The 21,536-nt window shown below is 39.3% G+C and carries 22 protein-coding genes; 14 read left to right on the top strand and 8 right to left on the bottom strand.

Annotated elements, in window-relative coordinates; translation table 11 throughout:
• Positions 1–17: 17 nt before the first annotated feature.
• Entirely contained in the window at positions 18–2,126 is a 2,109-nt protein-coding gene (locus AC4PL9_RS06850; RefSeq protein WP_491604007.1) for a PrsW family glutamic-type intramembrane protease, read from the top strand.
• 4 nt (positions 2,127–2,130) lie between these two features.
• On the opposite strand, the gene AC4PL9_RS06845 is transcribed toward AC4PL9_RS06850, so the two are convergent.
• From AC4PL9_RS06845 to AC4PL9_RS06835, 3 genes are all read right to left on the bottom strand, one after another.
• Complete coding sequence (locus AC4PL9_RS06845; protein ID WP_491604006.1) at positions 2,131–2,928, bottom strand: sterol desaturase family protein; 798 nt, start codon at positions 2,926–2,928, stop codon at positions 2,131–2,133.
• A 2-nt stretch (positions 2,929–2,930) separates the two neighbouring features.
• Positions 2,931–3,794, bottom strand: a complete 864-nt coding sequence (locus tag AC4PL9_RS06840; RefSeq protein ID WP_491604005.1) for a prolyl oligopeptidase family serine peptidase — start codon at positions 3,792–3,794, stop codon at positions 2,931–2,933.
• Positions 3,795–3,890: 96 nt separating this feature from the next.
• Positions 3,891–4,328, bottom strand: a complete 438-nt coding sequence (locus tag AC4PL9_RS06835) for a peptidylprolyl isomerase (protein ID WP_343785739.1) — start codon at positions 4,326–4,328, stop codon at positions 3,891–3,893.
• 113 nt (positions 4,329–4,441) lie between these two features.
• On the opposite strand from AC4PL9_RS06835, the gene bshC reads away from it, so the two are divergent.
• From bshC to chrA, 10 genes are all read left to right on the top strand, one after another.
• Positions 4,442–6,019 carry a bacillithiol biosynthesis cysteine-adding enzyme BshC gene (gene bshC, locus AC4PL9_RS06830; RefSeq protein WP_491604004.1) on the top strand — a complete coding sequence of 526 codons (1,578 nt, stop codon included), beginning with the start codon at positions 4,442–4,444 and terminating at the stop codon, positions 6,017–6,019.
• An 82-nt stretch (positions 6,020–6,101) separates the two neighbouring features.
• Positions 6,102–6,863 (top strand): ABC transporter ATP-binding protein, encoded by a 762-nt coding sequence (locus tag AC4PL9_RS06825; protein WP_491604003.1) that lies wholly within the window; start codon positions 6,102–6,104, stop codon positions 6,861–6,863.
• A gap of 1 nt (position 6,864) precedes the next feature.
• Positions 6,865–8,064 (top strand): ABC transporter permease, encoded by a 1,200-nt coding sequence (locus AC4PL9_RS06820; RefSeq protein ID WP_491604002.1) that lies wholly within the window; start codon positions 6,865–6,867, stop codon positions 8,062–8,064.
• Positions 8,051–10,465, top strand: a complete 2,415-nt coding sequence (locus AC4PL9_RS06815; protein WP_491604001.1) for a TonB-dependent receptor — start codon at positions 8,051–8,053, stop codon at positions 10,463–10,465. The genes AC4PL9_RS06820 and AC4PL9_RS06815 overlap by 14 nt, the downstream gene beginning before the upstream one ends.
• Before the next feature lie 4 nt (positions 10,466–10,469).
• Positions 10,470–11,426 (top strand): DUF4249 domain-containing protein, encoded by a 957-nt coding sequence (locus tag AC4PL9_RS06810; RefSeq protein ID WP_491604000.1) that lies wholly within the window; start codon positions 10,470–10,472, stop codon positions 11,424–11,426.
• 80 nt (positions 11,427–11,506) lie between these two features.
• Complete coding sequence (locus AC4PL9_RS06805; RefSeq protein ID WP_491603999.1) at positions 11,507–12,079, top strand: DUF2064 domain-containing protein; 573 nt, start codon at positions 11,507–11,509, stop codon at positions 12,077–12,079.
• Position 12,080: 1 nt separating this feature from the next.
• Complete coding sequence (gene glsA / locus AC4PL9_RS06800; protein ID WP_491603998.1) at positions 12,081–12,920, top strand: lyso-glycine lipid O-acyltransferase GlsA; 840 nt, start codon at positions 12,081–12,083, stop codon at positions 12,918–12,920.
• Positions 12,921–12,924: 4 nt separating this feature from the next.
• Positions 12,925–13,845, top strand: coding sequence for a glycine N(alpha)-acyltransferase GlsB (glsB, locus tag AC4PL9_RS06795; protein WP_491603997.1), 921 nt, complete (start codon positions 12,925–12,927; stop codon positions 13,843–13,845).
• Between the two features lie 26 nt (positions 13,846–13,871).
• On the top strand, positions 13,872–14,669 hold the full coding sequence (locus AC4PL9_RS06790; protein WP_491603996.1) for a helix-turn-helix domain-containing protein: 798 nt from the start codon (positions 13,872–13,874) through the stop codon (positions 14,667–14,669).
• Between the two features lie 89 nt (positions 14,670–14,758).
• The gene (chrA, locus tag AC4PL9_RS06785; RefSeq protein ID WP_491603995.1) at positions 14,759–15,877 is read left to right on the top strand and encodes a chromate efflux transporter; all 1,119 of its coding nucleotides are present in this window, start codon (positions 14,759–14,761) and stop codon (positions 15,875–15,877) included.
• Between the two features lie 12 nt (positions 15,878–15,889).
• Here the strand turns inward: chrA and AC4PL9_RS06780 are convergent, their stop codons facing one another.
• Together AC4PL9_RS06780 and AC4PL9_RS06775 are read right to left on the bottom strand one after the other, a co-directional pair.
• Positions 15,890–16,474 carry a YqgE/AlgH family protein gene (locus tag AC4PL9_RS06780; RefSeq protein ID WP_491603994.1) on the bottom strand — a complete coding sequence of 195 codons (585 nt, stop codon included), beginning with the start codon at positions 16,472–16,474 and terminating at the stop codon, positions 15,890–15,892.
• 26 nt (positions 16,475–16,500) lie between these two features.
• On the bottom strand, positions 16,501–16,968 hold the full coding sequence (locus AC4PL9_RS06775; RefSeq protein WP_491603993.1) for an RNA methyltransferase: 468 nt from the start codon (positions 16,966–16,968) through the stop codon (positions 16,501–16,503).
• Positions 16,969–17,040: 72 nt separating this feature from the next.
• On the opposite strand from AC4PL9_RS06775, the gene AC4PL9_RS06770 reads away from it, so the two are divergent.
• The 3 genes from AC4PL9_RS06770 to AC4PL9_RS06760 are packed head-to-tail and all read left to right on the top strand — an operon-like array spanning position 17,041 to position 19,301.
• A complete protein-coding gene (locus AC4PL9_RS06770) occupies positions 17,041–17,685 on the top strand; it encodes an O-methyltransferase (protein WP_491603992.1) in 645 nt (214 codons plus the stop codon).
• Positions 17,686–17,688: 3 nt separating this feature from the next.
• Complete coding sequence (locus AC4PL9_RS06765; protein WP_491603991.1) at positions 17,689–18,708, top strand: threonine aldolase family protein; 1,020 nt, start codon at positions 17,689–17,691, stop codon at positions 18,706–18,708.
• Positions 18,678–19,301 carry a hypothetical protein gene (locus AC4PL9_RS06760; RefSeq protein ID WP_491603990.1) on the top strand — a complete coding sequence of 208 codons (624 nt, stop codon included), beginning with the start codon at positions 18,678–18,680 and terminating at the stop codon, positions 19,299–19,301. The genes AC4PL9_RS06765 and AC4PL9_RS06760 overlap by 31 nt, the downstream gene beginning before the upstream one ends.
• Here the strand turns inward: AC4PL9_RS06760 and AC4PL9_RS06755 are convergent.
• The 3 genes from AC4PL9_RS06755 to xseA are packed head-to-tail and all read right to left on the bottom strand — an operon-like array spanning position 19,286 to position 21,535.
• On the bottom strand, positions 19,286–19,864 hold the full coding sequence (locus tag AC4PL9_RS06755; RefSeq protein ID WP_491603989.1) for a hypothetical protein: 579 nt from the start codon (positions 19,862–19,864) through the stop codon (positions 19,286–19,288). The genes AC4PL9_RS06760 and AC4PL9_RS06755 overlap by 16 nt on opposite strands.
• A 56-nt stretch (positions 19,865–19,920) precedes the next feature.
• Positions 19,921–20,142, bottom strand: a complete 222-nt coding sequence (gene xseB / locus AC4PL9_RS06750) for an exodeoxyribonuclease VII small subunit (RefSeq protein WP_343785723.1) — start codon at positions 20,140–20,142, stop codon at positions 19,921–19,923.
• Complete coding sequence (xseA, locus tag AC4PL9_RS06745) at positions 20,135–21,535, bottom strand: exodeoxyribonuclease VII large subunit (protein WP_343785722.1); 1,401 nt, start codon at positions 21,533–21,535, stop codon at positions 20,135–20,137. Before xseA ends, xseB begins: the two co-directional genes overlap by 8 nt.
• Position 21,536 lies beyond the last annotated feature (1 nt).

Genomic DNA, 21,536 nt, shown 5'->3' with positions numbered 1-21,536 from the left:
TTTCGCATCATTGTACTATGAATACAACGGTTATCTATTCTGTTATTATAGCTGTAGTTATAATAACGACAATTTATCGTAGAAGAATACTGAAACCTGAAAACCAAAACAAATCATGGTATTATAACAATCGTGTTCTTGTTGCTTTACTTGCAATGGTTATTGTTCCGGTTATAACACTAAACGTTTTTATACCGGATAAAGAAAACCTTACCCCTGAAGAAGCGATTTCCCTGGGAAGCAAATATGAAAACAGAAATTTATACCTGAGAGGGCTGAGAGAAAAGGCAATAGCCAGTCCCAATGATATGCGGGCACAAATTGAATACATTCAGGAGTTTTCCTATAAGCAAACAGAAGCTGAAATAAACTGTAATTCTCTTATCAATCTGTATGGTGATTCGGAAGAGATACATAAGCGAATGGCTTATGAATACGCGATGTACTTTTGCGGGGAGAAAGAGATGAATATTGCTTATCTGAACACCCTTCCGGATACAATGGCGTTTGTAAACTTCATGAAGTCGGTATACTATATTCAAAATAAACGACCTGAAGAAGCTGAAATATCTTTACTACAAGAGGAGAAGGTAAATCCTGGCTTTGAGCAAACGTATATAATGCTTTACCAGATGTATTGGTTGGAGACTTCCGATTCATTGCAGTCACTTATGCAAAACAGGGACAGAAGTAAATACTTACCGAATCAGATTCAGAATGATTATCACTTTTTGAATGGAAACTGGGAGCTTTATTTTGTCAATTTATTGGATTGGAGACTTTCCGGAGTCGGACTGTTTACGTTTATAGCGGCTTTCGTTATCTCATTTATTTGGGTTATCTTTTTGCGTACAATGGATATGTACAACCGGGAAAAATGGCGGGATATTTTGATTGTATTTGTGCTAGCCTGTTTTTCGACTTTCTTATGCTTGCCGATTTATGATTATGCCCGGTTAGTTGCCAATTGGACCCTGAATGGGGACGTATGGAACGATTTTATGTATTGTACGGTGGTTATTGGTGGAGGAGAGGAGTTGGTAAAGGTGATTCCGTGGATTCTTTTTGGGATATATGCTAAAAAATTACGGGAGCCATTCGATTATATTCTTTATGCTTCTGTTTCTGCACTTGGTTTTGCATTTGTAGAAAACCTAATGTACCTGGAGCATTATGAAAACATAGTGGTGCGCTCAATTATGTCAACGGTCGGACATATGTTTGATGCGGCTATTGTAGCATATGCTTTTATCATAGCCCGGTTCCGTATGCCTAAAGACTCTGTCTGGAAATGGCTGGTTATTTTAGGAGGTTTCATAGTATCTATGCTGGCGCATGGATTTTACGATTACTGGTTGATAAGTCCTGCTGCAAAGGGCTTTGGTGCGATAACTATTGTCTTCTTTCTTCTGTCATTGCGCGTTTGGTTCTATTTCAAGAACAATGCTATGAACCATTCTCCTTTTTTTGCGGGAAATCAAAAATTCAGAATAACATTGCAACAAGATATACTGACCATTTCAATGGTGACTATCTTAATGCTGCAATTTGTTTTTATGAGCCTGGAAGTAGGAGCTTTAAGTGCGATGCCAACTTTCATCAGTGGTGCGGTGTATGTTGGAATTTTTGTTGTATTTATTTCGGTAGAGTTGGACAACTTTAAATTGGAAAGAGGAGTTTGGAAGCGTTTCAATTTGAGAAGGAAGTTTGGTTCGGGAAAATTGAAAAGACTGTTACATTACTTCAGTAACCATGGATACACTACCCAGGATTCTCGGACAGTGGTTACGAATCTTTCCGGGTTAAAATTACGTCTTTTCGCTCCTAAAACGAACCCGTATATTGGAGGTAAACTACCGGTTTCTGGTGAGTGTATCCGAATGATTGAGGTTGGAGGTAGCCCGGATTGGTATGTGTTTAAGTTAAACACACCTGTTGCATTTGGGAGTTATGTTCAGGATACGATTATTGTACGAAACAAACGATCGGATCAATCATTGACAGAAGATAAAGTAGAAATTTATTTTATGTTCATCCCATACCCTGAGTTATTGACCAGAAGCAAAATAGCGATTGAAGAACTCCGCTACGCAGGAAGGGCATATTCGCGACCTATTATTGACTAAAATATTAGTCGTTGTTAGCTTGTGTTTTTTCCAGAAACACGGTTTCAAAGTCAGTACTTTCTGTTTGTAGCATCCGGTCATAAAAAGTGAAATATAAGCCGAAATTTTTTGTGTAGTATTTGTGATGCTGACTATGGTGTGTCGCTCCGATTACCCATTTACCTATTCCGGTTCGGGCCATCCATCCTGGATAAATTTCGATATTAAGGTGGTTAATGGTAGCAGATACGGTCATTAATACCAGTAGAAAAAATAAGCTATAGATGTGTAAGGGAACAGCTAATGTTACCAGAGGGATAATTAGAGCTTGTAGCAGAGTCTCCAGGGGATGAAAAGAGAAAGAAGTCCAGGCAGATGTGATAATACTATCATGGTGTACTTTGTGAAAGTGTCTGAAGACTTTCGGGTGATGCATCCACCTGTGCAGAAAATAATAATAAGTTTCATGTAAGAACAATACCAGCAGTATACTCAGTGGAATGTACCAGATGTCGTGAAGAGAAAACTGATCGTATAACAACGTTTTATTTTCGGTATAAGCATATAAAAGGAGGGTGCCGGATATCGCAAAAATAAAGGACGATAAACACGACCACATTACTTCTTTCCATTTCTGAGAAGGAGGATGTAATGAAGTATTGATTTTTCTTGTTGTCATTGTATTTTGCAAAATGCGGTCAAATACAAGGATGAAAATTCCACAGATGATAACGTAGCGAAAAAATATAGCAAGGAATGTTACTAATATGAAGCGCAGAACCGACACCGGATCTTCAAAATTAATAATGTCCTCTAATGTCATTGTTATGGATTGTATTCTTCAAGAAAAGTAGCTGCCTGTTGTATGCTCTGAATCGTAACCTGTGTTGTAAAACCATGTCCTTCTCCAGTAAAAAACTGGTGGAAATGAGGCACAGAATACGTTTGTAAAGTATCCAATAGCATTTCGCTCTGACTCATAGGAACGACATCGTCATTGGTTCCGTGAAAAAGGACAGTGGGAACAGAATTAGAAGTAATATAATTGATCGGACTGGAACTGGAATAGAGTTCCGGTAAATTTGTCGGGGTACCTCCGGTTAAGGCAGACAAAACATAAGTGGAGAACCAGTTGTAACTATAAAATGAAGCCAATTCGGTAGGAGGGAAGTAGCTGATTGTAGCTTTAATAAAACCATCTGTATTATGTTTGTAAGCCTGGAGCAGACATAAATGACCTCCGGCACTGGCACCGGCAATGACTGCTTTATCGGAAATATTCCATTCGTTCAGATGTGATTGAATATATTCTACCGCCAGTTTGATGTCGTTTTCCTGATCGGGAAACATATGGTCAGTAGTTGTGGAAGTATATAGTCTGTAATTTACAGCAATATAAGCATAGTCCGGTAAATAGTAATCCAGAGATGATTTGAGGTTAGCAAACTCAGATTTATCTCCTTCCATCCACGCGCCGCCATGAATCCAAATGAAAAGTTTTGTTGTCTCACTGGTACGTCCGGCGGGAAGGTAAATGTCCATCCGGTTTCTTTCATCCGGTCCGTAAGAAATATTTTTTAGTACTTTTTCCTGAGAAGCATCATTCACAGGATCTTTTTCCTTTTTTTTACAAGAAACAATCAATATTCCAAAAATAAAGAAATAGAGTAAGAAAGGAATTGTTTTCATACTTTGCGTTTTATCTAAAACGCTGAAAAATAGGAAAATATTTTTAGTAGTAAAAGATCCCGAAGGTGATTTTTTCTCCTTCGGGATGTATTGCAGTTATGCTTCGAAAATTTCAATCTTGTCGATCGTATCACCCTGGCGTATAGCATCCAGTGTTTCCAGCCCTTCAATCACTTTTCCGAAAACAGTATGATTTCTGTCAAGGTGTGCTGTATTTTTACGGCTGTGGCAAATGAAAAACTGTGAACCTCCAGTATTTCTTCCGGCGTGTGCCATAGAAAGAACGCCTCTGTCGTGAAACTGATTGTCTCCGTCCAGTTCACAGTCAATGCTGTATCCGGGACCGCCTGCACCGGTTCCGTCCGGACACCCTCCCTGAATAACAAAATCAGGAATAACGCGATGCCAGTTTAAACCATTATAAAATCCGTCATTTGCCAGTTTTTTAAAATTGGCTACTGTGTTAGGAGCGTCCTTTTCGTAAAACTCAACAATCATTTCACCTTTGTTGGTTGTTATTTTTGCTTTTTCCATTCTATTCATTTTATGCAAAAATCACCATTTTTTTTCACTCCTGAACAGTTTTTCCGGAATAAATTCCTTTTACTCTTCCGTCTTGCAACAGGTAGAATCGTTACCTTTGTGGCATGCAAATTGAACGAATAAATCGCAGCGAATTACCTTTTTTTTCGGAGTTACACTGCAAACTGGCATATCAACAGGAGGCTTTACAAGGGTTTTTGGGAACCCCCTTTTCTAAAGAAGCTTTTGGTGAAGTAATGAGAAGAAAAGATAACCAGTTTACAGCTGATGGCAGGTCACGTTTGGTGGAGGTGCTGAAAGAGCAATATAACCGTTGGGGAATAGTACAAAACGATGCTTTGACCCGTTTGTTGGATGATTCTACGTATACGGTTACAACAGGTCACCAACTTAATCTGATGACTGGGCCGTTATTTTTTATTTATAAAATAGCTCATGTTATTAAACTGGCTAAAGAGCTGAAAGAAGAGTATCCGGATAAGAATTTTGTTCCGGTTTATTGGATGGCTACCGAGGATCATGATTTTGAAGAAATCAATCATTTTCACCTTTTTGGGAAGAAGATAGAGTGGCATACCGGACAGTCGGGGCCTGTTGGACGATATGAAACAGAAAACTGGGATCAATGGCAACAGGAGGTTTTTGGTCTTTTTCCGGATAAAAAAGATGAGTTAGAAGTCTTGTTTAGCCATTATTCAGGAGAGAATCTTGCAGAAGCTACTGCTCGATTAGTACACTATTTATTTGGGAAATACGGAGTGGTGATTATCGACGCGGATCACGCAGACCTAAAAAAATTATTTAGAAAGACCATGGCAAAAGATCTGGTTAGTTCTTTTGCTTTTCATCAGGTTGAAAAAACATCAGCGAAACTACAGGAAATGGGCTTTAAGTCCCAGGTTATGCCTCGTCCGGTAAATTTATTTTTCATTGAAAAAGGACACCGGGAGCGACTTGTTCCGGAAGGAGGAAAAATAAGTATTGAAGGGAAAGGAGAATTTTCTCCCATGGAATTGATGGATTTGCTGGATAGCCGCCCTGAATTGTTTTCCCCGAATGTAGTTCTTCGTCCGCTTTATCAGGAAACGATTCTACCGAATCTTGCCTATATAGGTGGCGGCGGGGAATTAGCTTACTGGTTACAGTTAAAAGGTGTTTTTGAAGAAGTAGAAATTCCCTTCCCGTTATTAGGATTGAGAAGTTCTCTGCAATTTGTTGATAAGAATACAGCAGGGAGAATGGGGGATTTGGGATTGTCATTTTCCGATTTTGCTAAGCGAATAGAGGACTTGCGAAAGGAATACGTTCTGGAGAAGTCAGGAAATGAACTGGATTTTTCGGGTGAAGAAACCTTGCTGGAGCAATTAGAGCAGAGCCTGAAATACAAAGCCGAACAGACTGATGTCTCTCTGGCGGGTATGGTTGGAGGAGAAATGGCGCGGTTCAGAAAATCCCTTGATAACGTAAGAGGAAGATTACTGAAAGCAGAAAAGCAGCGGTTTGAAAACGACTTGAACCGGATGGAGAAGATACAGCAGAAATTATATCCTCAGCAGGGGCTACAGGAGAGATATGATAATTTTCTACCAATGTACCTTAAAAATCCAGATGCTTTTATTGACCAGATTATAGATGTAATTCAGCCGTTTAATCCTGATTTTATTATTGTGGCGGGCGAATAGATCAAAAAAAATGTAAAAACACATATAGTTTACTGGCGACTAATGGGCTGTTTTATATCTTTATAGGCAGAATGAACAGATTATGATAGAAGTTGAAAACTTATACAAAGAATTCACGCTTACTGCCAAACAAAAGAAAGAACTGAATACCAGAGAATCGAAAGCCATTGCAGTTGACAGAATATCTTTTACATGCCAACCGGGAAGAATTTTTTCCTTACTGGGACCAAACGGAGCCGGAAAAACCACAACAATGCGAATGTTGTCGACGATTTATCGCCCAACATCGGGCGGAATCAGAATCGGTGGGGTAGATGCGATAGCATCACCCCAGGAAGCAAGGAAGAAAATTGGTTTTCTAACAGGATCAACAGGATTATATGCGCGTCTGACCCCCAATGAAGTCATTGACTATTTTGGGAAATTGTATCAGGTACCATCTGCTCAACTCAGAGAAAGAAAGCAATACCTTTTCGAATTGTTAAATATGACCGATTTCATTCATAAGCGAATCGGAAAACTGAGTACGGGTATGAAGCAAAAAGTATCAATTTGCCGTACAATGATTCACGACCCTGAAGTGGTAGTTTTTGATGAACCAACCAGTGGACTGGATGTCATTACATCTGCCGGAATTATTCAGTTGATCCGCAATTGTAAAACGCAGGGAAAGACAGTCATATTTTCCAGTCATATCATGTCAGAAGTAGATTTGTTATGTGATGATTTGGCGATCATTCATAAAGGGAAACTGTTGTACAGTGGAACAATGGAAGAATTTAGAGGCAATATGCAGGAAGATAGCCTGACGGGTGAGTTTATACGAATTGTAAATCAGGGATAACATGAAGCAAATAATCACAATTTTTACAAAAGACTTACTAGAAACGTTGCGTGATCGTCGAACATTAATGACAATGATCGTGATCCCGGTACTTTTATTTCCTGTTGTTCTTACTGTATTCGTTAACGTTTCAGAAAGCTTTCAAAAGGATGCTATGACGAAGAAAATGATCATTGCTTATGATCAGCAGTTTGAGAATAACCCGATTGTTACTGCGTTGAAAGCTTTACCTGATAGTTTGTCTAACCTTGATTTTGTTGCCGTTTCTGATCCCGCGGTTATGCAGGAACTTGTTCAGGAAGACAGTGTTCAGGCTGCAATATCTATACCGGTTGGTTTTGATGGAGATATGAAAAACCACAAAACGAGTAAGATAGAAGTATTTGTAAATGCAACAAAAATCGGAAACAAAGAACGGGTAAAAGGATATCTGGATGCGATCTCTGAAGCGATGCGTATTCAGCGTCTCAATGAAATGGAATTGTCTGTTGAGAGTGTGACACCAGTCCAGATAACCTATTCGAATACGGCAAGTGACAAAGAAACATTGGGAAAACTTGCCGGGGGAATATTACCATATTTGTTTATAGCCTTCGGTTTTATCGGGTGTATGTACCCGGCTATTGATTTATTTACGGGGGAAAAGGAAAGAGGTACTATAGAAACCTTGCTGACAACACCGGTTGAACGTTGGAAGATACTGATTGGTAAAATGATTGTTGTGGTTTTGTCCGGTTTGATGGCTGCATCTCTCGCATTATTCGGTCTGTTTATTTCCATTGAAGTATTGGATTTGATCAAAGACCCAAAATTGCTTGAAATCATGTATAGTATTTTGAGCGGAGAGTTTTTGGGAATGTTGTACTTACTTTTAATTCCTCTTACCATCTTCTTTGCGGGAATAATGATTCCGATAGCGGTATATGCGAAATCATTTAAAGAAGCGCAGAGTATTATTACTCCACTTAACTTTTTGGTGATCCTCCCTGCAATGGTCGGATTCTTTCCGGGAATAGAGTTGAATGTGGCAACCGCTGCAATTCCTATTGTAAACGTTGTACTGGCTACAAAAGAGTTGATTGCCGGAACACTCGATTTCGGACTACTGATGATTAGTTTTGCAACAATGATTCTTATTGCGGCAGCTGCCGTTTTTGTATCCTTTAAGCAATTTGACAAAGAAACCAATGTGGTACTCTAAGCAAAAATATAGTTTTACCCTTCTTGTATTCCTCTTTTTTACGGTTTCAACCGCTTTTGCTCAGAAATATTCGGTTAGCGGTTATGTAAAAGACGGAGAAACGGGGGAAACAATGATCGGAGCACAGGTTTATTTTCCTGAAGTTAATCAAGGAGTGGTAACCAATACCTATGGTTTTTTCTCTATTAGTCTTCCGGAAGGACGATATTTTTGTAAAATATCTTTTTTAGGATTTGACAGCTATACAGATACAATCGAACTCTCAAAAGATGTTTCCCTGGATATTTCTCTTCTACCTGAATCACGCGTTACAAGCGAGGTGGTTGTGACGGCCGTAGACGAAAATAAGAATACAGAAAGTACCGAAATGGGGACAATCTCTCTGGATGTTTCACAAATGAAAACCCTCCCTGCTTTTTTGGGAGAGGTGGATGTTATTAAAACAATTCAGCTATTGCCCGGAGTTGCATCAGCAAATGAAGGGGCACAGGGTTTTTATGTCAGAGGGGGAGGTCCGGATCAAAATCTGGTTTTATTGGATGAGGCTACCGTTTACAATGCATCTCATTTATTTGGATTCTTTTCTGTTTTCAACGCGGATGCGATAAAAAACGTTAATCTTATTAAAGGGGGCATGCCGGCTCAATTCGGAGGAAGGTTAGCATCCGTTCTTGAAGTCAATATGAATGAGGGGAATAATAAACGATTTTCTGTTTCGGGAGGAATAGGTGTTTTGTCGTCACGTCTTACGGTAGAAGGTCCCATTGTTAAAGATAAAGGATCTTTTATTCTGAGTGGACGAAGAACGTATATCGATTTGTTTATGAAAGCATTTGTACCCGAATCGTCAAATTTTCACGGATCCAGTTATTTTTTTCATGACTACACTGCCAAGCTGAATTACAGGATTTCAAAACGGGATAAAATTTACCTGAGCGGTTATTTCGGAAAAGACAAATTTATATTTAATAACGCGAAAGATGATTTTAGAGTGGAAATGCCCTGGGGAAATGCTACAGGAGTAATCCGGTGGAATCATTTATTTGGAGAAAAACTGTTTATGAATATATCCGGTGTCTTTACAGATTACAATTTTCAGTTTAACTCGGAGCAGGACGAATTTAAATTTTCACTGTTTTCAGGTGTTCGTGATATAGGCGGGAAAATCGACTTTTCGTATTATCCGACTCCACGACATGAGATAAAATTCGGAGCGGCTTATACCTATCATGTTTTTACACCAACAAGTGTTTCAGCTGAGTCGGCAGATGTAGTCTTCGATACGGGAGATATTCAACGTATTTACGGACAGGAAGGAGCTGTTTATGTGCAGGATGATTTTGCTGTAACAGAATGGTGGAAAATTAATTTGGGACTTCGTTACTCATGGTATCAGCATTTAGGTCCATTTGAGCGGTATATAAAAAATCCGGGGCAGGTGAACGATAGTTCAATTGTGTACGGAAAGAACGAAGGAATTAAGTTTTATGATGGGTGGGAACCCAGAGTTAGTACCCGTTTTATGTTGAAGGACAAATCATCGATTAAGGCTGGCTTTAACCAGGTTACGCAGTACATTCATCTAGCTTCGTTAAGCTCAGTATCTTTACCAACGGATATTTGGTTCCCGAGTACAGATATTGCACGACCTCAACGTGGTTGGCAGGCCTCATTAGGGTACTTCAGGAATTTCTTCAAAGGTATGTTTGAAACTTCCGTTGAAGTCTATTACAAGGGCATGAAAAACCTGATTGAATACCGAGAGGGAGCATTGCCGGAACAAACGGTGAATGATAATCCGGATAATTTGCTGGTATTTGGAACCGGGAGATCATACGGAATAGAATTTTTTATCCGGAAGAATATAGGTAAACTAACAGGTTGGGTAGGATATACTTTATCCAAAACCGAGCGATTATTCCCCGATTTGCAACCGGACTATTTTCCTGCCAAATATGACCGACGACACGATCTGTCGATAGCATTGACTTACAAATTGAGTGAACGCTGGACATTTGGAGCTGTTTTTGTTTACGCTTCAGGAAATACGATGACACTTCCGGTTTCGTGGTACCTGAACGGAGAACAGATTATGTATGAATACGGAGAGCGGAACTCTACCCGTATGCCGGCTTATCACAGGTTGGATTTTTCTGCCACCTGGTATGATAAACCGACCAAAATGAAAAAAAATAAGGCTACAGGAGAGAAAGTTGAGGTAAAGAAAAAACTCCGAAGTAATATAAGTATGTCTGTGTATAATGTGTACAACAGACAGAATCCGTACTTTATTTATGTCGATACAGATGGTTCTCCTGCAGGAGGAGATTTTCAGATCGGATTGAAGCAGGTATCCCTTTTCCCGATCATACCGAGTATCACCTGGAATTTTAAATTTTAGACGCATGAGAAGCAGCTACATATTTTTCTGGATTTCCGCTTTTCTTTTGCTGGCTTGCGAAAAAGAGGTGAAGCTGGATTTACCCGAATTTCAACAGAAAATAGTTGTCGACGGTAGAATAGAACCCGGAATGCCTCCGATTGTAGTACTGACTCGTTCGCAGGACTTGTATGCACCGACAGATATTAATGCGTTGCAAAACAATTTTGTAAAGAATGCCATTATTACAGTAGATGACGGCACAAGTGAAGTTGTACTGGATGAATTCTGTATGGATAATCTTCAGCCGGAGTTAATTCCTGTTATTGCCGCTGCCATTGGAGTTTCTGAAGAAACCCTACAGCAGTTGAATTTCTGCGCTTATTCCACATTTGATCCCAACTTTTTAGGACAGGTTGGAAAAACATATGGATTGACCATAGAAGTGGAAGGTAGCACCTATACTTCTTCCACAAAAATAATCGATCCTCCGGTGTTGGATTCCGTTTATTTTAAACTTAATGGTGAGTTGGAAGAACATGGGTTCGGATGGATTCTTATTAACGATAACCCTACTGTGTATAATACTTATTTTTTGGAAATGAGAAGGATTCATCAGAATAGTGCCGGTGAACCTGCGGATAGTCGCTTTTTACCGGCTTTTGGTCCTGTATTTGACGATGAGTTTTTTAATGGATTAGTATTTGATTTCGGTTTCGGAAATATGGGGAGTTATGAGGACAATGATATTCCTGACGAATTCAAAGGATATTTTAAAACCGGAGACACGGTTGTTGTAAGAATCTCTTCTATGGATTATGCTGCGTATGAGTTTATGAAAATCAAATATATTCAGGACAGCAACGGAGGTAATCCTTTTGCTTCTCCGGCAAATGCTCCAACAAATATACAGGGTGGAGCACTGGGGGTCTGGGTTGGCTTTTCACCTCTTTTAGACACACTTGCGTGTTATCCCCAATAAAATGTGGATTATTCATTTCCTTATTTATTGCTATAAAATAAGTTTGAAGTAATTTCGCTATATTGGACAAAAAGCAACGTATGAGCAAACAAGTCACAGATAAACTACTCATTGTTTTTTTGGACTCACCATTGTCTGTTGATGCACATGAAGTTAACACCTGGGATCAATCTCTGTTTGAACAAATTGAGGAGCATACTTGTGAGGTCGCTCGTTCAATTGATGCAAGAAGACATGTGTATTATCCTTCAGAAATTATTGAGGACGATCGATGGAGTCGTACTAGGTTTATCAAACATAAACAGTCGGAAGGAGATAGAGGAGAACGTCTGAAAGAGGCGTTTCGGAACGGATTCAAAAAAGGATACGGTCGCATTGTATGTATAGGTGTGTGTTGCGGTGATATTCATACACAGGATATTCAGAAAGCATTTGACTTGCTCAATACACGAAATTCGGTGATGGGGCCATCAACCAACGGTGGATATTACCTTCTGGGACTTTCATCCCCTTTTGAACCGATTTTTGACGATAAACCATGGGGAAAAGAGACCCTGTTTAAAAAAACATATCTTGAGCTAATGATGTACAATAAGTCAATTGCATTGTTGGAAGAAAAAGTGATGAAGTCAGCTAAAGATATTGTCGTGTAATATGAAAAAGAGTGAGTTGACCAAAAAGTTTGTTGATGTTGAGGAGTTAATTCTCTCCAAAAACCCGAAACTGTATCGTCGTATGCCGCGTTTTATATTGAATTATCTTAAAGCGAAGGTACACGAAGATGAGGTGAATGCCTTTATGGAAAAACATAAAGACAAAACCGGGGTAGACTTTTGTGATGCCATCATTCATGATTTTAATATTGCGGTTGAACTATACGGGGAAGAGAGAATTCCGCGTGAGGGAGGAGTGATTTTTGTCGCTAATCATCCGTTGGGAGGAATGGATGCTGTAGCTATAGTGTCAGCTTTGAAAGGAATCCGAAATGACCTTCGGTTTATTGTAAATGATTTATTGCTTCAGATTAACAACCTGAAAGGACTTTTTGTCGGAGTGAATAAACATGGAAAAAATGCAACGGAATCTTTGCTTTCTGTTGATGAATTATTCTCGTCGGATAAAGCGGTATTTATTTTTCCTGCAGGTCTGGTATCCCGTAAAATAGATGGTAAAATCAGGGACCTCGAATGGAAAAAAACGTTTGTATCCAGAGCGAAAAAATACAATAAAACGGTTGTCCCGGTTTTTGTTGACGGGAAATTATCTTACTTCTTTTATTTGTTGTCAACCTGGCGCAGACGATTAGGTATAAAGGCGAATATTGAAATGCTTTTTCTTTCGGATGAAACGTTTAAGCAAAAGAATAAAAAAATAAGAATCTATTTTGGAGAACCTATTCCCTCAGATCATTTTGATAGTTCAAAAAGTGATCAGGAATGGGCTAATGAAATAAAGGATATTGTTTACAAAGTAGACGATAGTTTTAAGAAATAACTGGATGAACGAAATAATAGCACCTATAGACAGGGCTCTTGTAGAGTCCGAATTAACCAACGAAAGATTCGTAAGGTACACCAATAAAGGAAATAATGAGATTTATATAGTTAATCATCATAATTCTCCGAATGTTATGCGCGAAATTGGGAGGTTACGCGAACTGTCTTTCCGCTCTGCCGGAGGAGGAACAGGTCTGGATTGTGATATTGATCATTATGATACAGATGAGATTTGTTATGAGCAGTTGATCGTATATAGTAGGGAAGATCAGGAGATAATTGGCGGATATCGGTTTATTGAAGTAAACAAGGCGATCAAACCGGATGGAACAGTTGGTATATCTACAGCGAGTTATTTTGATTTTTCAGAAATTTTTTTGAAAGAATACGCTCCGTATACGATTGAGTTGGGGAGATCCTGGGTTCAGCCGGGCTATCAACCCGCTGTAAATCCCCGAAAGGGAATCTTTGCGTTGGATAATATCTGGGACGGTCTGGGTGCACTTACGAAATTATACAATGTCCGGTATTTCTTTGGGAAAGTGACAATGTATCCTAATTACGATCCGAAAGCCAGGGATATTTTGCTTTATTTTATGAACTATTATTTCCCGGATAGGGATAACCTGATGGACCCCAAAAAACCATTGGAAATAAAGTCAGATATACAAGAATTCGAAGCGATATTTGATGGACTTAATTTTACGGAAGGCTTTAAAGCTTTGAATTCGTATGTGAGAGCTTTAAATGAAACTATTCCGCCATTGGTTAATATCTACATGGGACTGTCTCCTACAATGAAAACATTCGGAACGATGGAAAATACGGATTTTGGAAATGTAGAAGAAACCGGAATTATGGTGACAATTGCAGACGTTTACGAAGAGAAGAAAGAAAGACATATTAATACATTTGATTTGTAACACTTTGCTGATTGATGTTATATGAGGTGAAAGATAAACTGAAGTCTGATCAGGTTGTTAAGGTTGCATCATTCAGGAAAGAGGTCAGAAAGACCACTGCCCATAAGCATAATAAATATCTGGAAATCGTTCTTTTAACAAAAGGTGAGGGAACGCATACAATTGATATGCGTTCGCATGAAATACATCCTCCCCAGATTTTTGTTATCAGGAAAGACCAACTACATCACTGGGATATAACTACAGAACCGGAAGGAGTAGTACTCATTATTAAAAATGATTTTGTCAGGCAGGTATTGGACAAAGAGTTAATCCGACTGGTGGAGCAACTGAGTAGTATGACGGAATTGAAACTCCGGGAAATCGAATTTATCAGTGATGTATTCAGGTTACTTTTGGAAGAAATGGACGGGCAGCATCCTTCGCAAGTTGTTTGGGAAGGATTATTAAAAAGTGCCTTGTATAAAATTATTCAGCAGGGAGATCAGTTATTACAGAGTAAACTGGGAACTATTTATGACACGTATCTCAATTTGTTATATGATTCCCGGGAATTGGTAAATAATGTTGCTTTTTATGCTAAAAAATTGAACACTACACCTCAAAATCTAAACCGGATTTGCCGACAGGAGAAAAATCAATCGGCATCAGAAATACTGGCAGAAGCTATCCTTTCCGAAGCAAAAAGAAAGTTGGTGTATACCGACCTTCCTGTGAATGCTATTGGCGATTCACTGGGGTTTAAAGATGCATCGCATTTTACAAGGTATTTCAAAAAGCATATCGGATACACACCGTCAGTATATCGTAGTATGTCTCGTTAGTTTATACCAGTATTGTTTCAAATAAGCCGTTACCAGGGTTGGTTTCGTTTTTACTTTTGTACGGCGCAAAGAATATGAAAAGCAACCAAATGACAGAAAGGCAAAAACTCGTTGAAATAGCAAGTGTTTTTTTTAAACTGGGAGTAATTTCATTTGGCGGTCCTGCTGCACACATTGCAATGATGGAAGATGAGATTGTAACCAAGAGAAAATGGATGACAAGGGAACATTTTCTGGACTTGGTTGGGGCCACCAACCTGATTCCCGGGCCTAACTCGACGGAAATGACCATGCATTGCGGACATGAACGAGCCGGATGGAAAGGTTTATTTGTTGCAGGGGGAAGTTTTATTTTTCCCGCTGTCATTTTAACCGGAGTTTTAGCCTGGTTATATCAGGAATATGGAAAATTGCCGTATGTAGAACCTTTTATTTATGGAATCAAACCTGCTGTAATAGCCATTATTGTATTTGCGGTTTACCGGTTGGGAAAGAAAGCATTCAAATCGGTTGAACTTGCCATAATAGGCGGGATTACGCTCACTGCAACACTATTGGGTGTACATGAGATTATTGCTTTATTTTCTTGTGGACTACTTGGAGTAGTTTGGTATTCGATAAAACGAGGACAGAAAACAGTAAACTCTTTATTCCTGCCACTATTTCTTCAGGCGGGAGTAGCCAATCTGGGAGGGATGAAACTTTTTCTGACTTTTTTGAAAGTGGGAGCCTTGCTATATGGAAGTGGTTATGTATTATTCGCATTTCTGGATGCAGAATTGGTTTCTGCAGGCTATTTGACACGACAAGAGTTGATCGATTCGGTTGCTGTGGGGCAGTTCACCCCTGGTCCAGTATTGTCAACAGCTACTTTTATCGGTTGGCAGCTAAATGGTTTTTCAGGTGCCGTATTAGCCACATTGGGAATCTTTCTCCCTTCTTTTCTTTTTGTTTGGATATTGAATCCGCTGGTTACAAAGATGCGAAAATCGGTACTGGTAGGTTCATTTTTGGATGCAGTAAACAGCGCGGCAGTTGCCATCATTCTTTCGGTCGGAATAGCGATGTTCTACGATTCCGTTACTGACTGGAAGACAATGATAATAATGCTGTTGAGCTTATCCTGTCTGATTCTTTTTCAATCGGTAAATAGTGTATTTATCGTTCTGGGAGGTGCTGCAACCGGTTATTTATTCAGTTTTCTTTAAAAAGGGTAGTTGCTAATTTAAGCGAGGATCCAATGGGAATTTGGACATCATCTCGTATTTTCCTCCTTGATTGGACATAAGGTCTTTCCAAATCGAATCATAGTCGGTATTCATGATCTGCTCGGAATCAAATTGATCAATTACTAACCACGATTTTTCACTAAGCTCATTCGCAAGTTGCCCCTGATTCCAACCGGAATACCCCAGAAAAAACCGAACGTGTTTCAGTAAGGATAAGTCTGCCAGAATTTTTTCAATCAGAATGTCATATTCTCCGCCCATATATATTGAATCGGCAATGAGAATACTTCCCGGAATCATTTCGCCAAGCGAGTGAATAAAATAAAGGTTTTGATTTTTTACCGGTCCCCCGAGTGAAATTCGTGCAGGAATATCCGGAAAGTTTGTACTGACTTCATGTAGATCAATATCCAGATAATTGTTGAGAACAAATCCAAAACTGCCTTCCTCATTGTGTTCACAAAGTAAAATAACGGATCGGCTAAAATATTCATCCTGTAAAAATGGTTCGGAGAGCAATAACTTTCCTTTTGCTGGATCTATCTGATTATGTACACTTAAATCTAAATCTTTCATTCTTTTGTCTTTTGACTTACCAATTCCTATTTCTGGAGTACGGGAAAGTCAGTTTCTATTTTGGTAACCCGGTCATGAATCACAATGCTACCTGCAACGGCAACATTCAATGAATGATTTCCCGGTAGCTTTACCAAAAAGTGACACCGGTCAATTACATCTCTGGGTAAACCATTGTCCTCAGCTCCCAAGAGGTAAACAGCACGTTTCGGATGAACAAAATCATGTAAAGGTTCGGCATTCTTATCGATTTCAATTCCAACAACCCGACAGTCATAAGGAATTTGCTTAAAAAACTCATCTGCCGTTTCATAATGGAAAAGAGGAATCCTTGCCCAGGAGGAAAGCACATCAGAGCTTTGTTTTTTATAATTTTTTCCGATTGTAAAAATGTACTTGGCTCCCAAGATAAAAGCGGAACGCCATAAGCTACCTAGATTGTGATCTCGTTTGTGTCTGAAAATACCGATTGCGTAATATCCTGTGTCTTTCATTTCTATTGATTGACCCTAAAAATAATTATCTTCGGGATTGAATAAAAATTTAATCATAAAAAAAGCACTATTATGCACTTTTTGCCGGATGACATTGACCAATACAGCGATAATCATACAGAAAAAGAAGGAGAGTTACTTTATGAATTAGATCGGAAAACACATTTGAATGTGCTGCAACCGAGAATGCTTAGCGGGCATTTTCAGGGAAGATTATTGAGTTTATTATCACATATACAACAACCGGAAAGAATTTTGGAAATCGGTACGTATACAGGGTATTCGGCAATTTGTCTTGCGGAAGGTCTCCGGGAAGGTGGAAAAGTGATAACGATTGATATTAATTACGAACTGGAAGATATGGTGAAGGAATATATTGACCGTTCGGGAAATAAAGATAAGATAGAAATGATTGTCGGGGATGCAATGGAGATCATTCCCGGTCTGGAGGAAACGTTTGATATGGTTTTTATTGATGCGGATAAGTCCAATTATATTAACTACTACAACCTTGTGTTACCGATGGTACGTCCGGGAGGTTTAATTATTGCAGATAATGTATTGTGGAGTGGAAAAGTGACCGATCCTCAGAAAAATAAAGACCTGGATACACAGGTACTGGTAGAATTTAATAAGCTGTTACAAGAAGACGATAGGGTACAAAATGTACTGTTACCTGTTCGGGACGGACTTATGGTGGCGCGAAAAAGGAAATAGGATATGATTGATTTCAGAAGTGATACTGTAACGAAGCCCTCGGAAATGATGCGGGAATTTATGATTCGCGCCGAAGTAGGGGACGACGTGTTTGGTGAAGATCCGACGGTAAATGAACTAGAAAAGTACGCAGCCGGATTATTTGGTAAAGAAGCGGGTTTGTTTTGCTCTTCAGGCACACAGACGAATCAGATTGCTATTTCTGTGTATTGCCAACCCGGAACAGAAGTAATCTGTCATGAGGATGCACATATCTATAAGTACGAGGGAGGAGGAATTGCACGCAATGCGAATGCCTCCGTTCGTTTGTTGAAAGGCAACAGAGGAAGATTATCCGCAGATGAGATTAGTAAATGGATAAATAATCCTGACGATGTTCACCTCCCACTAACAGCTCTTGTATCAATAGAAGATACAATGAACCGGGGAGGTGGTTGTGTTTATGACTTCGCAGAGATACAGCGAATCCGTGAGTTTTGTACAAAATCAGGATTGCCATTACATTTGGATGGAGCAAGAGTCTTTAATGCTTTGGCAGTAAACGGAGTGGATGCAAAAGTATACGGAGATCAGTTTGATTCGATCTCTATTTGCCTATCGAAAGGATTAGGCGCCCCGGTAGGCTCTGTTCTTATTGGTTCTGCTGATTTCATCAGGAAAGCCCGCCGGGTCAGAAAAGTCATGGGCGGTGGAATGCGACAGGCTGGAATAATCGCAGCCGGAGGACTCTTCGCACTTAAAAACAATGTGGATCGGCTGGGGGATGACCATCACCGGGCTAAACAGCTAGAGGTAGCATTGAACCAGGTGGATTGGGTAGAGGAAGTTATTCCCGTTGAAACTAATATTGTGGTTGCGATCCTGAGAGATGTACAACAGCAGGAGGAAATACTTTCACGGTTAAAAGAGAAGGGAATTCTGGCAGTATCATTTGGGACAGGAATGATACGCTTTGTTACACATCTGGATATTAATGAGAAGGACATCGAACAATGCATACAAGTTATAAAAGAATTGGAGTAGTTTTTATCGCCTGTTGTTTGTTGCTTTCGTGTGAGGACACATCAGAGAAGGAGGAGGCAGTGCTGGAAGATTTTATTCCGAAAGCAAAGAGAGATTATTCTTTCGATGAGGAGCAAAAAGATACGCTCCAAAAGAAGGAATTATCAATACCCTATTTTGCAGAGATTGTTGAACAGATTAGTGCAGATTCAATTGAACTCGAAGAAAAAGAAAAAAGTTCCTATCCCGAGCGTTTCGGATATTCGGCAAAAATGTCATTAACAGAACAGAGTCTGGGCGGAGAAATCAACTGGTACATCTTGTCGTATGAAGACAGTTTATTAACTGTTAATGCGATGTATAATTGGCTGGATTGCTTTACTGAGGATTGTGTCTCTCTGAAATTAGGAGAAGAGAGAGCGTTAAAGAATTATGGAGGTGTTTGGATGACAGATACGCTACTTGTTTTCTTTCATTCCGAAAATGTAGATCTGGATAAAATGCGAAGAAATGCTATAACGCGCTATTTGGAAAAAGATCTTAACTTGTACATAGGATGGAAAAATAAAAGAAAACCGGACTGGATACTGCCGGATGATCAAAGTGAGGAATAATTTTGAATCCATTCGGGTTGGGTAACATCCCTGAGTATTTTCCAGAAACTGGTATCTGCAAAAAAATCGGTGTTTAGATTATAAACTCCGTATTCTTCATACAAATACTGTTGTTGCTTGGCCGAGGGCATATAATTTCCATGCGCCCAGCCCTCACTTTTAAAATAATAAGGATTGGTATTGTATTTTACTTTCCAGAGAGAGTCCAGTGCCGGGCAAAATAAATTTTCTTCACCACTAATTGAATCAACAAATAAACCACCGAATACGTTGTGTTCTTCAAATAGGTTTTCCCGATGGGGATTAATCGGGTGCTTCCATTTTCCGGAGGCAATATGTAAAAAGTCATTTCTGGATATATGCGTAACTGTAACTCTTCCTCCGTATGTTGGTCGAATAATGGCAAATGTCATGTCACTTCCTGCAGGACTGGTAGTAATTGATACCCCAAAATAGGGAGGGTTTCCCTGAGATAAAGGAGTAAAACTTCTGTCTCCGAATGAAGCTCCACATACAATACTGATAGAGACAAGAAGTAGGAGATATGTCAGTTTTTTTAGCACAGCCAAAATTTACAAAATCTGACTGAAACTAAATAATTATGAGTAATAAGATTGTATTAATCCAATAGAGGGTCATCGTCGGATTGACTATTTTCCGGAGCGATTATTTTATTAATTTCTTCTTCTGTTTTGTTTAGTTTTTCCCGACAGAATTCAACCAGTTCTTTTGCTTCAAGAACCGTTTGTGCGAGATCATCAATTTTAACTTCTCTGTTTTCAAGTTTTCGCACAATTTGCTGTAGTTTTTGGAGGGCTTCTTCGTATGTTTTTTCAGCCATTTTCGTCTTTTTTAATGGGTTCCTGTTTACTAATTATACTTGTAATTAATGAATGTGTTGTCAATGTCTTTAATTCCTTTCCAACTAAATCTGAAGTAAGTTGGTAGAGGTCTTCATTATCAATCGTAGAGAGCGTATATCCGGATTGTAACAATTTTTCCGGATTAATAATTTCCAAAAGATGCTCAAGGTTTTTTACTTCCAGATGATTCTGGTTGATAAAATTCGTACCTAACAGACCTATCTTTTCAAGAAGTGCAGAAGTTTCAATATCCCTTGTCAGCCTTATTTTGTGAATAGCAGCTCCCTTTCCTTTCTGTAAAAACAACTCCAGATCCTGACGGTGAATGGAAATAAAATAATGAATGAGTCGGTGAATTTGGTGTGTATTTCTTTCCAGAGAAGAACGATAGTCGGATAAAAGACGCTGACTGTGATGCAGAAAATACTTGCTGAGATGAGAAAATTCATCTTTAGCAAAACTAAGTTGAGTCATGGACTGTTTGATTAATCCGTCAAAAGCTGCGCGAAGTTCGGAAGAGAATACAGCAATCTGGACATATAAATGTTTAGCGGCAGCGGTTGGTGTAATACAGTTTAACCGACTCACTAAATCTGCTACCACTTCATCTGTTTCGTGTCCAATTCCGGTGAGAATGGGAATTGTTGTTAGACAAATCTCTCTGCAAAGAGCATAATCATTGAAAATATTCAGATCCATCTTACTGCCACCTCCCCGAATGATAACCATAACATCAACGTCATATTGACGGGCTTCACGGATCGCATGAATCAGTTCCCCCGGAGCTTTTTCACCCTGTACGCTGGCAGAGAATGTCTTGATAGCAAAGTTGGTATAGACCGAGTTTTGCCGTAGCTCATTCATAAAGTCGCGGTATCCGGAAGTCTGCGGAGATCCGATTACGGCAATACGTTTGGCTATTGTAGGTAAATACAATAGTTTTTGTTTTTGAAATATACCTTCTTCTTTTAATTTTCGGATGGTTTCCTGTTTCTTGCGCTCAATATCGCCATAGGTATAGGTCGGATCAATGTCAAGAATGTTAAGTTTTAATCCGAAGATACTATGGAATTCAATTTTGATATGGAGGAGTACATTATTTCCCGGCTTAAGAATAGCAACAAGATCACTTCCGACTCTTTCCTGTACATTTCGGAAATTAGCAGCCCACATATAAGCAGAAACCTGCGCGATTAATCGGCCGTCAGTTGAATCCGCGAGTTCAAAATACTTGTGTCCGCTTTTTTCAGTGATTTTGGTAATCTCGGCAGTTACCCAAAACTGACGGGAACCAAAGTGCTTCATAATGAACTTCTCCAAAGATAGATTCAACTGGGACAGGGAGTATATTTTTCGCTCGGGTTCCTCCATA

Source organism: Wandonia sp., from assembly GCF_984588085.1.
The sequence above is the reverse complement of the archived record's forward strand: the minus strand, read 5'-3'. Positions and strand labels throughout refer to the sequence as shown.

Coding starts and splice junctions, on each gene's coding strand:
- AC4PL9_RS06850 (WP_491604007.1), top strand. CDS start 18: ATGAATACAACGGTTATCTATTCTGTTATTATAGCTGTAGTTATAATA.
- AC4PL9_RS06845 (WP_491604006.1), bottom strand. CDS start 2,928: ATGACATTAGAGGACATTATTAATTTTGAAGATCCGGTGTCGGTTCTG.
- AC4PL9_RS06840 (WP_491604005.1), bottom strand. CDS start 3,794: ATGAAAACAATTCCTTTCTTACTCTATTTCTTTATTTTTGGAATATTG.
- AC4PL9_RS06835 (WP_343785739.1), bottom strand. CDS start 4,328: ATGGAAAAAGCAAAAATAACAACCAACAAAGGTGAAATGATTGTTGAG.
- bshC (WP_491604004.1), top strand. CDS start 4,442: ATGCAAATTGAACGAATAAATCGCAGCGAATTACCTTTTTTTTCGGAG.
- AC4PL9_RS06825 (WP_491604003.1), top strand. CDS start 6,102: ATGATAGAAGTTGAAAACTTATACAAAGAATTCACGCTTACTGCCAAA.
- AC4PL9_RS06820 (WP_491604002.1), top strand. CDS start 6,865: ATGAAGCAAATAATCACAATTTTTACAAAAGACTTACTAGAAACGTTG.
- AC4PL9_RS06815 (WP_491604001.1), top strand. CDS start 8,051: ATGTGGTACTCTAAGCAAAAATATAGTTTTACCCTTCTTGTATTCCTC.
- AC4PL9_RS06810 (WP_491604000.1), top strand. CDS start 10,470: ATGAGAAGCAGCTACATATTTTTCTGGATTTCCGCTTTTCTTTTGCTG.
- AC4PL9_RS06805 (WP_491603999.1), top strand. CDS start 11,507: ATGAGCAAACAAGTCACAGATAAACTACTCATTGTTTTTTTGGACTCA.
- glsA (WP_491603998.1), top strand. CDS start 12,081: ATGAAAAAGAGTGAGTTGACCAAAAAGTTTGTTGATGTTGAGGAGTTA.
- glsB (WP_491603997.1), top strand. CDS start 12,925: ATGAACGAAATAATAGCACCTATAGACAGGGCTCTTGTAGAGTCCGAA.
- chrA (WP_491603995.1), top strand. CDS start 14,759: ATGACAGAAAGGCAAAAACTCGTTGAAATAGCAAGTGTTTTTTTTAAA.
- AC4PL9_RS06780 (WP_491603994.1), bottom strand. CDS start 16,474: ATGAAAGATTTAGATTTAAGTGTACATAATCAGATAGATCCAGCAAAA.
- AC4PL9_RS06775 (WP_491603993.1), bottom strand. CDS start 16,968: ATGAAAGACACAGGATATTACGCAATCGGTATTTTCAGACACAAACGA.
- AC4PL9_RS06770 (WP_491603992.1), top strand. CDS start 17,041: ATGCACTTTTTGCCGGATGACATTGACCAATACAGCGATAATCATACA.
- AC4PL9_RS06765 (WP_491603991.1), top strand. CDS start 17,689: ATGATTGATTTCAGAAGTGATACTGTAACGAAGCCCTCGGAAATGATG.
- AC4PL9_RS06760 (WP_491603990.1), top strand. CDS start 18,678: ATGCATACAAGTTATAAAAGAATTGGAGTAGTTTTTATCGCCTGTTGT.
- xseB (WP_343785723.1), bottom strand. CDS start 20,142: ATGGCTGAAAAAACATACGAAGAAGCCCTCCAAAAACTACAGCAAATT.
- xseA (WP_343785722.1), bottom strand. CDS start 21,535: ATGGAGGAACCCGAGCGAAAAATATACTCCCTGTCCCAGTTGAATCTA.